The 11,807-nt window shown below is 67.1% G+C and carries 13 protein-coding genes; 11 read left to right on the top strand and 2 right to left on the bottom strand.

Features of this window, described 5'->3' with window-relative positions; all coding sequences use genetic code 11:
- Positions 1-41 precede the first annotated feature (41 nt).
- Both ACZ5KV_RS01750 and ACZ5KV_RS01745 read left to right on the top strand, forming a co-directional pair.
- Positions 42-1,811 (top strand): putative bifunctional diguanylate cyclase/phosphodiesterase, encoded by a 1,770-nt coding sequence (locus ACZ5KV_RS01750; protein ID WP_464240625.1) that lies wholly within the window; start codon positions 42-44, stop codon positions 1,809-1,811.
- Positions 1,812-1,924: 113 nt separating this feature from the next.
- Positions 1,925-2,485: a hypothetical protein gene (locus ACZ5KV_RS01745; RefSeq protein WP_464240624.1), complete on the top strand. Its 561-nt coding sequence runs from the start codon at positions 1,925-1,927 to the stop codon at positions 2,483-2,485.
- A gap of 84 nt (positions 2,486-2,569) precedes the next feature.
- Here ACZ5KV_RS01745 and ACZ5KV_RS01740 read toward each other — a convergent pair whose 3' ends face one another.
- On the bottom strand, positions 2,570-2,890 hold the full coding sequence (locus ACZ5KV_RS01740) for a hypothetical protein (RefSeq protein WP_464240623.1): 321 nt from the start codon (positions 2,888-2,890) through the stop codon (positions 2,570-2,572).
- Positions 2,891-3,165: 275 nt separating this feature from the next.
- On the opposite strand from ACZ5KV_RS01740, the gene ACZ5KV_RS01735 reads away from it, so the two are divergent.
- On the top strand, positions 3,166-3,489 hold the full coding sequence (locus ACZ5KV_RS01735; protein WP_464240622.1) for a hypothetical protein: 324 nt from the start codon (positions 3,166-3,168) through the stop codon (positions 3,487-3,489).
- A 53-nt stretch (positions 3,490-3,542) separates the two neighbouring features.
- On the opposite strand, the gene ACZ5KV_RS01730 is transcribed toward ACZ5KV_RS01735, so the two are convergent.
- Positions 3,543-4,367: a purine-nucleoside phosphorylase gene (locus tag ACZ5KV_RS01730; protein ID WP_464240621.1), complete on the bottom strand. Its 825-nt coding sequence runs from the start codon at positions 4,365-4,367 to the stop codon at positions 3,543-3,545.
- A 123-nt stretch (positions 4,368-4,490) separates the two neighbouring features.
- Between ACZ5KV_RS01730 and ACZ5KV_RS01725 the strand changes: the two genes are divergently transcribed.
- The 8 genes from ACZ5KV_RS01725 (at position 4,491) to ACZ5KV_RS01690 (ending at position 11,767) form a co-directional block, all read left to right on the top strand.
- A complete protein-coding gene (locus tag ACZ5KV_RS01725) occupies positions 4,491-5,249 on the top strand; it encodes a motility protein A (protein WP_464240620.1) in 759 nt (252 codons plus the stop codon).
- Positions 5,239-5,976 carry an OmpA/MotB family protein gene (locus ACZ5KV_RS01720; protein ID WP_464240619.1) on the top strand — a complete coding sequence of 246 codons (738 nt, stop codon included), beginning with the start codon at positions 5,239-5,241 and terminating at the stop codon, positions 5,974-5,976. Before ACZ5KV_RS01725 ends, ACZ5KV_RS01720 begins: the two co-directional genes overlap by 11 nt.
- Before the next feature lie 11 nt (positions 5,977-5,987).
- Positions 5,988-6,380: a PilZ domain-containing protein gene (locus ACZ5KV_RS01715; protein WP_464240618.1), complete on the top strand. Its 393-nt coding sequence runs from the start codon at positions 5,988-5,990 to the stop codon at positions 6,378-6,380.
- Between the two features lie 67 nt (positions 6,381-6,447).
- Positions 6,448-7,815 (top strand): ATP-binding protein, encoded by a 1,368-nt coding sequence (locus ACZ5KV_RS01710; protein WP_464240617.1) that lies wholly within the window; start codon positions 6,448-6,450, stop codon positions 7,813-7,815.
- A 96-nt stretch (positions 7,816-7,911) separates the two neighbouring features.
- Complete coding sequence (locus ACZ5KV_RS01705; RefSeq protein WP_464240616.1) at positions 7,912-10,173, top strand: carboxyl transferase domain-containing protein; 2,262 nt, start codon at positions 7,912-7,914, stop codon at positions 10,171-10,173.
- 41 nt (positions 10,174-10,214) lie between these two features.
- A complete protein-coding gene (locus tag ACZ5KV_RS01700; protein WP_464240615.1) occupies positions 10,215-10,865 on the top strand; it encodes a biotin attachment protein in 651 nt (216 codons plus the stop codon).
- 8 nt (positions 10,866-10,873) lie between these two features.
- A complete protein-coding gene (locus tag ACZ5KV_RS01695; protein WP_464240614.1) occupies positions 10,874-11,254 on the top strand; it encodes a hypothetical protein in 381 nt (126 codons plus the stop codon).
- Positions 11,255-11,266: 12 nt separating this feature from the next.
- Positions 11,267-11,767 (top strand): single-stranded DNA-binding protein, encoded by a 501-nt coding sequence (locus tag ACZ5KV_RS01690; protein WP_464240613.1) that lies wholly within the window; start codon positions 11,267-11,269, stop codon positions 11,765-11,767.
- Positions 11,768-11,807 lie beyond the last annotated feature (40 nt).

The raw sequence follows: 11,807 nt of genomic DNA, 5'->3' as shown, positions 1-11,807 counted from the left end.
GCTGGACGCGGTTCGAGAACGTCGGGAAAGGAGCGGCGCGGATGGACAGGGACTGCGAGTTGGACAAACTCTGCGAGCACGATCCGGTCGGGGAACTGTGGCCGCTCATGGCGCGGCTGGGCACGCCTTTGCAGGTGCTGGACATGCAGGGCCGGATGCTGGAGTGCAACGGCCCGGCCCGGGCCCTGCTGGGCCTCGAAAACGACGACGCCTGGCGCGGGCGCTGCCCGTGCCCTCCGGGCAGCGACGGCGCGGTGCATCTGCCGGACCTGTTGCGCGAATGCGCCCAGGGCTTGCGCGACGAGTTCATCCAGGAGGAGGACCTGCCCAGGGCCGACGGCGTGCCCCTGGCCCTGCGCCGCTGCGGGGCCGTGGTGCGCGACGGCCAGGGGCGGCCCGTGTGCGTGGTCGCCTCGCTGGAGGACCGCTCGGCGGTGCGCCGGGCCGAAGTCCGCCTGCGCCATGCCGCCCTGCACGACGATCTGACCGGCCTGCCCAACCGGACGCTGTTCATGGAGCGGCTGCAAAGCGCCCATCGCCTGGCCCGGCGCCACGACGACTACGATTTTTCCGTGCTGTTCCTGGATTTCGACCGCTTCAAGCTGGTCAACGACAGCCTGGGCCACCGCGCGGGGGACGAATTCCTGAAAACGGCGGCGGGGCGCATCCGGTCCTGCCTGCGCGACGTGGACACCCTGGCCCGCTTCGGCGGCGACGAGTTCACCGTGCTGCTGCCCGACGCCTGGGAGCTGCGCGAGGTCAAGGGCGTCATCGACCGCATCCGCGAGGCCCTGAGCGAGCCGGTGAACCTCGGGGGCCGCGAGTTCTTCGGCAGCGTGAGCATCGGCGTGGTGCTCGGCGCCGGGCGCTACCATCGCGCCGAGGACATCATGCGCGACGCCGAGACGGCCATGTACCGTTCCAAGGCCGTGGGCAAGGCCGGGTACGCCCTGTTCGACGACGGCATGCACCGCCACGCCCTGCGGCTGCTCGAATGCGAAACCGAGCTGCGCCGGGCCCTGGCGCGCAGCGAGCTCCTTTTGCACTACCAGCCCATCGTGAACCTCGAAACCTCCACCGTGGACGGGGTCGAGGCTCTGGTGCGCTGGCAGCACCCCACGCGCGGGCTGCTGCCTCCGGGAGAGTTCGTGCCCCTGGCCGAGGAGGCCGGGCTGATTCTGGACATCGACCGCTGGGTGCTGGGCGAGGCCTGCCGCCAGCTTCGGGCCTGGCAGGAAACCGGGGCGCCCGGGCGGGCCAGCGTGAGCGTCAACCTGTCGCCGCGTTTCTTCATGCGCCCCGGCGCGGCGCGCGATTTCGAGGCCATCGTCCGGGCCAGCGGCGCTCCAGCCGGGCGGCTCAAGGTCGAGATCACCGAGTCGCTGCTGCTGGACCCCTCCAGCGAGGTGGAGCAGGCCATCGCCACCGTGCGGGCCATGGGCGTGTCGCTGGTCATGGACGATTTCGGCACGGGCTATTCGTCCCTGTCCAACCTGCACCGTTTTCCCTTCGACACCATCAAGATCGACCGTTCGTTCATCGCGCGGATGGTGGACAGCCCGGCCCACGGCGGCACGGTGCGGGCCATCATCGGCCTGGGCCGGACCTTCGGCATGGACGTGGTCGCCGAGGGCGTGGAGACCCCGGGCCAGGCCGACGCCCTGCGCGCCCTGGGCTGCGACCGCGTGCAGGGCTGGCTCTACGCCCGGGCGGTGGACGCGGCCAGCGCCGGGGCCATGCTCGGGCGACGCCTGGCTCCGGAGAGCGGCCGCCGGCGCTCCGGCGGGGCGCCCCTGGCCGTGGGCGCGTGAAGGCGCCGCGCGGCCCGGGCGGGCTTGGCAAACGGCCCGCCCCGGTGTATCCAGAGCGCGGACCCCGGGGCCCCGCCCCGGGCGCTGCACCACGCAGAACACCGGAGGCGACCATGGCGCGGCACTTTTTGAAATCGACGCTGGCGGCGGGGGTGCTCCTTGCCGTCGGCCTGGCTCTGTTCGGCTGCAAGACGACCGGCACCGGGGCCGCCCAGGCTCCGGCGGCGGCCCCGACGGGCGCGCCCGCGCCCGCCACCCAGGCCGACCCCATGGCCGACCTGGAGCGGCGCATGTTCCTGTTGCCCGACGGCCGGGACATGAGCTTTGTCATCGTGCGCGCCGTGGGCCAGGGCGCGAACGAAAGCGCGGCGCGCGAGGCCGCGCAGGAATTGACCTTCGCCGATTTCCGAAGCTGGCTGAACGATTCGGCCCAGGCCCATCGCGTGAGCTACCTGGGCGGCGGCAGAATTCAGGTGGACGCCCTGCACCTGCACATGGACGGAGTGGAGTTCATGGAGACGAACTTCGTGTTCCACCTGACGAACTTCGCCACCGCCGGGAAGACCATCGAGGGCGTCATCCTCGACCGGCTGGTGCTCGACGGGCGCGACCTGACGCGCAATGCGGGCCTCAAGGCCTACGAACTGCTGCTCCAGCGCAAGATCGGACTCTAGGGGCCGGGCTTCCGGTGCCGGAGACGCGAACGGGGTGCGGCCGCAAGGCCGCACCCCGTTTGCCGTCGCAGGGGAGCGGGGCGGCTACTTGGCGTCCACCACGCGCACGGCGGTGCCGTAGCAGGAAATGTACTTGCTGCCGTCGGGGTGGAAGGCCACGTTCTCCTGGTAGCCGACGATGGCGTTGGCGCCGTTGGTCAGGGCGCGGGTGATCATGCCGTAGAAGGCCTGCTCCATGTCGTAGGCGCGAAAGGCCGCCAGGCCGATGATCCGGCGCACGGCCTTGCCGGGCATGTCCCGGGTGGTCACGACCTGGAACTGGCCGGAGGTGAACAGCTCCTTGGCGCTGTCGATCTTTTGCCTCTGGGCGCCTTCGGATTCGGGACGTTTGAGCAGCGAGAGCATGATGGTCCTCCTTGGGAGCGTGCTTGCAGGTGCGTGGTGTCGGAGCGCTGGCGTCCGCCACGCCGGTCGGCACCCTTCAAGCAAACACCTTGCCAACGGAGCAACATGCCGTAAATTCAAGATTTACCAGGAATGTTTGGCCCGGTCTTGGTCCTGGGGGCGCTCCGGGCGTCAAGGAGCCGCTTTTCCCTCGACTTTCGAAAATCGCGGAATTAGGACTGGGGCATGAACCCGAACCCCGGGCCGCGCCGGGAACCTGTCCGAGAGAAAAGGCCATGCGCAAGGGAGTGAAGATTTTCGGCACGTTCAACGGCATTTCGCCCCAGGCCTTCGAGCGCCTGGAAGAGGTGCTGGACTTCGACGAGGTCAGCTACGAGGGCGGCACCGTCGTGGTGGAGCACGACGGCGAGTACGAGCAGGTGGAGGATGTCGTGCTGCGGGTCATGGAGGCCATGGCCGAGGGCCACGAGAGCGGGCTGGACATCATCGACCACGACGGGAACACCATCACCCGCTACGTCATCGAGGCCGACGGCTTCCGCGCCAAGCGGCTGAACATGGACGACGTGGTGGCGCCGTATCCCAATTCCCAGGCCTGACGTGCCGCGCGGGCGGGGCGCTCCCTCCCCGCGCGGCGCCTCCGTCCCGCAGGCTACGCCGCCGCGAGCACCGCGCCCAGCAGGCGCGACAGCCGCCCCGAGGCCGCCCCGGCCTGGGCGATGACATCATCCAGGGACGTTTCGCCCATGCAGTCGGGCAGGTTCTTGTTGGTCAGGCACGAGATGCCCAGCACCGCAAGGCCCATGTGCCGCGCGGCAATGACCTCCAGCACCGTGGACATGCCCACCGCGTCGGCCCCCAGCAGGCGAAAGGCGCGGGTTTCCGCCGGGCTCTCAAGATTTGGCCCGCTTACGCCGATATAGACACCACGCTCCAGGCGGATGCCCAGCTCGCGGGCCTGCTCCAGGGCCAGTTCGCGCAGCCCGGCGTCGTAGATGCGGCTCATGTCCGGGAAGCGCTCGCCCCAGGCGTCCTGGTTGGGCCCGATGAGCGGATTGGCGCCGGTGAAGTTGATGTGGTCGGTGATGAGCATCAGCCCGCCCGCGTCGAACTGGGGGTTCAGGGCTCCGGCGGCGTTGGTGATGACCAGCCGCGAGACGCCGAGGGTCGCCAGGGTGCGCACGCCCATGCAGACCTCGGCGGGCGACCAGCCCTCGTAGAGGTGGAAGCGCCCGCGCTGGACCCATACGGGCACTCCGCCCACCAGGGCCGCCGTCAACTTTCCGGCATGGCTCTGGACGGTGGAATGCGGGAAGCCGGGAATGGACGGGTAGTCGAAGGAGGCCACCTCGGCCAGGCCGTCGGCCCAGGCGCCGAGGCCCGTGCCCAGCACCACCGCCGTGCGCGCGGGATGCGGCGCGGGAAGGCCCGCGCGGATGAACTCCGCAGCTTTCTGGACTTTTTCGATGTTTTGCATAATTATGTGAATCTTTGGAACGAGGTTGACGATCGTGTCGGCCTCGGCGGGCCGCCCGGGAGGCAGTGTTGACGCATTCCGCGCCGGTGTCAACGCTGATGCAACACTAGCGGAGCAACGCGCATGGATATCGTTACCCTACTTGGCTCCATACTCGGCTTTGTCCTCGTCATCGGGGCCATGGCCATGGGCGGCGACCTTGCCCTGTTCTACAACGGCCCGGGCCTGCTCATCGTCGTGGGCGGCACCTTCGCGGCCATCTGCGTCACCTTCCCCCTCAAGGATGTCATCGACTCGCACATGGGCGCCCTGTCCATGTTCATGAAGAAGAAGGGCAAGGTCGAGGACGTGGTGAACATCATGGTCCGCATCGCGGAAATCAGCCGCCGCGAGGGGCTCATCGCCCTGGAGAACATCCAGACCGAGAACCCCATCCTCAAGAAAGCCTGCCAGCTCATCGCCGACAACGCCGACCCCCAGCTCATCCGCGACACGCTGACCATCGAGATCGGGACCATGAAGCGCCGCCACAACATCTCCATCGAGGTGTTTCAGAAGCTGGCGGGCTACTCCCCGGCCTTCGGCATGATCGGCACCCTCATCGGCCTGGTGCAGATGCTCTCCAACCTTTCGGACCCGACCTCCCTGGGCCCGGCCATGGCCGTGGCCATCCTGACCACGTTCTACGGCTCGATCATGGCCAACCTGATCTTTTTGCCTTTCGCGGGCAAGATGCGCGCGCGTACCAGCCAGGAGGAACTGCACCTGCAGATCATCTTCGAGGGCGCCAAGTCGATCCTGGAGAACAACAACCCGCGCCTCGTCTACGAGAAGCTGTCGTCCTTCGAGCCGCCCAAGGAGCGCAAGAGCAGTGGCAGATGACAAGTGGGAAACCCTGCTCGGCGTGGAAGAGCCCGAGCCGGAGCAAAACGAGTGGATCCTCACCTTCGCGGATCTGGTCACCTTGCTGCTGGTCTTCTTCATTCTGCTCTATTCCATGTCCACCCTGGACCCCAAGAAGTTCACGGACTCGTTCCTGTCCGTGAAACTGGCCCTGGGCATGAAGGACGACGCCTTGATGACCGCCCGCGTGAAGAGCGAGGAGGCGGCCATCCTGGACACCGTGCTGCTGCAAAAGCAGCTCATCGAGGCCCAGCGCAAGGTGTTTTCCGACGTGCGCACCTTCATCACCCGCCGGGGCGTGGAGGGCGTGGTCGGCGCCGTGCTGGAGGAGGGCAAGATCACCCTGCGCCTGCCCGGCGACGTGCTCTTTGCCAGCGGCGAGGTGGAGCTGAACCAGCGCGGCCAGGAAGTGCTGCGGATGCTCAAGGATTTCCTGGTCAAGGCCAACGACCAGCAGATCAACATCAAGGGCTTCACCGACGACGTTCCGCCCAATCCGCGCGGACGCTTCAAGGATAATTGGGAAATTTCGTCCTTGCGGGCCGTGTATGTTTTGCGCTATCTAATGCAGCTCGGCATCGACCAGAAGCGGTTGACAGCAACGGGGCTGGCCGACATGGAGCCCCTGTTCCCCAACAACACGGAGGAGAACCGCGCCCGCAACCGCCGCGTCGAGATCGTGCTCGAAAAGCAGGTCAGCAGGTAGCAGGAGCCGTGATGTCTTCCGAGGAGTTGTCGTTTTCCATTGCCGGCGACGAGCAGGGTGCCCAGCGGCGGGCCTTCCGGGCCAGAATTCCGGGGCTTGCGGTCTTCATCCCCGAGCGCGGAGCCACCTGTGAGGTGATGGACGTGTCCGCCATGGGCCTGGCCTTCAAGGCCTGCGACGGCGCGCCTTTCGCGGCCGGCTCCCTCGTCGAGTTCGATCTGCTCATCAACAAGAAAGTATTCATCCCCAAGCTGCGCGCCAAAGTCATGCGCACCCTCGACAACGGCCTTGTGGGTTGCAATTTCGAGGGCCTGGACCGCCGCCAGGAAGTCAAACTGGACAAGCTGGTTCTGGAAGTCCAAAAGCGCATGATCGCCTTGCGCAAGAAACAGCAGGGGCAATGATTCAACCAGGACGGGAAACGTGCCCATCAAAGGAAAAGTACTCGTAGCCAACAGAGGCGAAATCGCCATGCGGATAGTCCAGGCCTGCATCAAGCTGGGCCTGGATTTTGTTTGCGTCCATACCGCCGCCGACGCCCACTCCGGCCACGTGCGCATGGCCCGCGAGAAGGGCGGCCCGGGCTCCCTGTACCGCATTTCGTCGTATCAGGACGCCAATGAATTGCTTGCGGTCGCAGACGATGCGGGCGCAACGGCGTTGCACCCCGGCTACGGCTTCTTCGCCGAGGACTTCCGCTTCGCCCGCCGCGTCACCGAGCGCACCCGCTCGCTGGTCTGGATCGGCCCGTCGTGGCGCGTCATCCGCGAGTTGGGCGACAAGATCAACACCAAGCGTCTGGCCCGCGGGCTGGGCGTGCCCACCGTGCCGGGCTCCGACCGCCCGCTCTACGACGAGCTGGAGGCCGAGGAGATCGCCGCCAACCTGTTCAGCTTCCAGCGCGAGCAGGGCGTCGCCCGCCCGGTGGTGCTGGTCAAGGCCTCGGCGGGCGGGGGCGGCATGGGCATCGAGGAAATCCACGACATCGATTCCTTCCGCATGACCTACCGGCGCATCCGCAACTACGCCAAGCGCCAGTTCGGCGACGAGGGCGTGCTCGTGGAGCAGCGCATCTTCGATTTTAACCACCTCGAAGTGCAGATTCTGTGTGACCGCCAGGGCGGCGAGCCCCTGCATTTCGGCACGCGCAACTGCTCGGTGCAGTCCACCGGGCGCCAGAAGCGCATCGAGGTCGCCCCGGGCTTCGCCCCGGCCGAACTGCGCTACGCCTTCGACGCCGCCGGAGTCATGGAGGCCATCAAGGACCACAGCCTGGCCATCGCCCGGGAGGCGGGCTACGACAGCGTGGGCACCTGGGAGTGGATCGTGACCCCCAAGGGCGAGCCGTTCCTCATGGAGGTCAACACGCGCATCCAGGTGGAAAACGGCGTGTCCGCCGTCATTTCGCGCATCGGCGGCAAAAACGGGGTGGACCTCATCGCCGAGCAGATCCGCTGCGCCCTGGGCGAGCGCCCCGGCTACACCCAGAAGGACATTTCCTTCGAGGGCGTGGGCATCGAATACCGCCTCATCGCCGAGGACCCCGACAACAAGTTCACGCCATGGGCCGGGCGCATCGACACCTTCGCCTGGGAGCCCGCACCGTGGCTGTCGATGTACACCCAGGTGCCCACCGACGAGCCCTACCAGATCCCCACGGACTTCGACCCCAACCTGGCCCTGGCCATCGTCTGGGGCAAGGACCTGGCCGAAGCCAAGGCGCGCGGCCTTGAGTTCCTTGACAAACTGGTGTTGGGCGGTACAGATTCCACAGGCGTGGAACTGAAATCCAACGTGGAGTTCCTGCGTCACAAGACGGAGAAGCTGCTGGTCTTCTAGGCGCGACGCGCCTCAACCCCCGGCGCCCTCCGCCCCGCCCGCCGCGCCGCCAGCGCGCTGCCCGGGGCCGCCGCGCCGGTCATCCCCCGGATAGCCATGGACATCGAAAAGCGCATCCAGAGCCTTGTGGAAAGGCTCAAGTATATCCAGGACATCTTCACCGAGAAGGAAAACGCCAACATCGAGCTGCTCCAGTCCAAGCTCAAGGACTTCACGGACAACGGCTCGGGCATGTCGGCCCAGGAAGCCGCCCGTCAGATCGATGCCCTGGAAGACCTTTACGTCTTTCTGGAGAAAAAGCTCGAACGCGAGCTGACGCCCATGGACAAGGTGCGCATCGTGCGTCACCCCCAGCGCATCTGCCTGAAGGACATCCTGGAAAACGTCTACGACAACTACACCGAGATCGGCGGCGAGGGCGAATACAACATCGACCCCAGCGTGCTCATCGCCCGGGCCTACATCACCCGCCGCGTGGGCGGCAAGGTCTACAACCAGCCGGTCATGGTCATCGGCCAGGAAAAGGGCCACGGCGAGGAGTTCCGCAACGGCGGCTCGGTGAAGCCCTGGGGTAACGCCAAGGCCCAGCATTATATGCAGGTCGCCGAAACCGAGAACATCCCCATCCACACCTACGTCTTCACCCCCGGGGCCTACCCCATCGAGGACTACCCCGGCGCCGCCCAGCAGATCGCGCGCAACCTCTACGAGATGGCCGGGCTCAAGGTGCCGGTCATCGCCGTGTTCTCCGAGGGCGGCTCGGGCGGGGCCGAGGCCATCGGCCTGGCCGACATGCGCCTGATGCTCTCCCACGGCTACTATTCGGTCATCAGCCCCGAGGGCGCGGCGGCCATCGAGGGCCGCCTGCGCGACGGCCAGCGCGCCACCCCGGAGCTTATCGAAACCTGCGCCCGGCGGCTGAAAATGACCGCCGACGACAACCGCGCCATGGGCTACGTGGACCGCGTGGTCCAGGAGCCGCCCCTGGGCGCCCGGCCCGAGCACTACGACTTCTTCAAGATCCTGCGCTCGGAGGTCATCCGCGCCACGGACGAGGTGGTCCTCAACGTGCGCGGCTGGAAGTTCTTCCGGGCCATGACCCTTTCGGCCCAGCGCAACAAGCGCAACGCCACCGCCGAGGACATCTACGTGCGCTGGACGCTCTCGGCCGGTGCACGCGACCGGCTGGTCTGGCGGCGCTACCAGCGCTTCCGCCGCATGAGCCGCCACGCCTACATCGACAATTCGCCCCTGGGCAAGAAGATCGAGCGCCTGGCGCGCGAGGCGGGCTGGTCGGTCTACTCCTTCTTCAAGTACGACTTTTTCCGCAAGCACAAGAAGAAGTTCACGCACATGCTGGAGGAGATCGGCAGCGAGTTCCAGGTGGTGCGCGACAAGGCCGCCGTGCCGGTGCGCTGGGCGCGCCGGGTTCTGGCGCTGGACCGCGCCCCGGCCTGCTCCGAGGAGACGGGCAAGAGTCTGACGGAGCTGTCCTGCTGGGACAAGGGCTCCTGCGACGCCCCCGGCGTCTACGTGAGCCCCCAGGCCCGCGAGGACCGCGTGCTGACCTGCACCAATGCCGAAACCCACGGCTGCAAGGACCTTTGGGCTCCGGACCTCTTCGGCGACTTCGCCGGGGTCTGCCCCACCTGCGGGCACCATTTCCGCATGGAATACCAGTGGTACCTGCACAACGTCTTCGACTACGGGTCCATCTTCGAGTTTTCGCGCAGCGTGGAGTCCGGCAATCCGCTGGACTACGACGGCCTGTCGGCCAAGCTGGAAAAAGCCAAGGCCGAGACCGGCCTCAAGTCCGCCTGCGTGACCTTCGAGGCGCGCATCAAGCACGTCAACGTCATCTGCGCCACCCTGGTGGGCACCTTCAGGGGCGGCAGCGTGGGCGCCGCCGAGGGCGAGAAGTTCGTGCGCGCCGCGGAACGCGCGCGCAAGAAGCACTATCCCTTCATCGCCTACGTCCACGGCACGGCGGGCATCCGCATCCAGGAGGGCGTCAACGGCGTCATCCAGATGCCGCGCTGCACCATGGCCGTGCGCCGCTACATCGAGGCGGGCGGGCTGTACATCGTGGTCTACGACACCAACTCCTACGCCGGGCCGGTGGCCAGCTTCCTGGGCTGCTCGCCCTACCAGTTCGCCATCCGCAGCGCCAACATCGGCTTCGCCGGGCCCGGGGTCATCAAGGAAACCACCGGCCTGGACATTCCGCCGAACTATCATGTGGCGCATCAGGCTCTGTCGCGCGGGCATATCCACGGCATCTGGGACCGCCGCGACGTGCGCGCCAACCTGAACCAGGCCTTGCAGACCATGGGCGGGCGCAACCTCTACTACCGCTAGCCCCGCGGCCCTGCGGACACGACAACAGGACGGAATCTCCAGTGATGGATGTGAAGGCTCTTCTCGACGAAATGAAATCCGCCCCCTACAAGCTGGTGGAGGTGGCGGCTCCGCATACGGGCGTGGTGGCCCACGTGGTCACCGAGCCGGGCACCAAGGTCACCGGCCCCCAGGGCACCTGGAACGAGCGCCCCGGCACGCTGCTGGCGCACCTGGAACGCGAGCGCAACAGAAAGCCCATCCGCGCGCCCATGCGCGGCGAGGTGGAAACGGTGTTCACCGAGCACGCCGGGCGCTTCGTGGAGGCGGGCACCGTGCTCTACACCCTGCGCCACTACCTGACCAAGGACGAGGTCATCCAGGAAATTCTCAAGAAGACCTTGTACTTGTTCCAGGCCCGGGAACAGGCCAAGTATTACTTTTTCCCCGAGGTGGACACCAAGATCAAGGCCTACGGTCCGCAGTCCGTGCGCGTGCGCGACGGGCAGGACCTGTTCATCGTCTCGCGCATGAAGCGTGAGACGGTGCTGCCGTATTCCGGCCCGGAAGGCATGATCTACGCCGTGTACTTCAAGGACAACCACAGCGTGGAGGCCGGGCAGCCGCTCATCGGCGTATGCCCGCCGGACCAGTTGACCCTGATCCAGGACGTGGTCAACCGCGTGAAAAGCGAGTGGGAGGAGCGCACCTAGCGCCGCGCATGGGCAGGAATCTGCAAATCCGCGTGACGGCGACGACGTTTCGCCCCGAGGACGTGGCCCGCGACTGGCCCCGGCTGGTGCATCTGGCCTGGCGCGGCGAGCAGGCCCTGCCCGGGGCGGCGCCGCGCGGTGTGCTGGAACTTGCGCGCGACCTGGCGGACGTGCTGCGCCTGGAGGCGCCGCCCGAGGTGCGCCGGGCCCTGGAGGCCGACGCCGCCCGGGCCCAGGCTCTGGCCGACGAGCTGGACGCCGCCCTGGCCGACTGGAACCCCGCGCGGGCCAACGCTTTGTCCGAACGGCTCGAAGCCCTGCTGGACGAATTGGAGCCCCTTGCCCCCGAGGCCCCTTTCATCGTATCCAGGCCCAGGACGAAACTTTAACGGGAGAACGACATGGCATCGCTGAACAAGGTCATGATCATCGGCAGGCTGGGGCGCGACCCCGAGCTGCGCTACAGCCAGAGCGGCGCCGCCATCTGCAACCTGAACGTGGCCACCGACGAGAGCTATACCGACAAGCAGGGCCAGCGCGTGGAGCAGACCGAATGGCACCGGGTGGCCGTGTTCAGCCGCCAGGCGGAGCTGTGCGCCAACTATCTGCATAAGGGCAGTCAGGTCTATGTGGAAGGCAGCCTGCAAACGCGCAAATGGCAGGCCCAGGACGGGACGGACCGCTACACCACGGAAATCAAGGCCCAGCGCGTGCAGTTCCTGGACCCCCGGGGCGCGCAGCAGGGCGGCTACGACGCCCCCCAGCCGCAGCAGGCCCCCGCGCGCCCGTCCGCCCCGGCCAAGGGCGGCAACCGCAAGCCCCAGCAGCAGTTCCAGGAGGACGAAGACCTCGGCCCGGCCTTCCCCAGCGAGGCCAGCGGCATGGACGACGTGCCGTTCTAGGCGCGAAACGTCTCCTGGGCGCAAGGTTGCTGCGCGAAGA

It is taken from the genome of Desulfocurvus thunnarius (assembly GCF_055390965.1).
The sequence above is the reverse complement of the archived record's forward strand: the minus strand, read 5'-3'. Positions and strand labels throughout refer to the sequence as shown.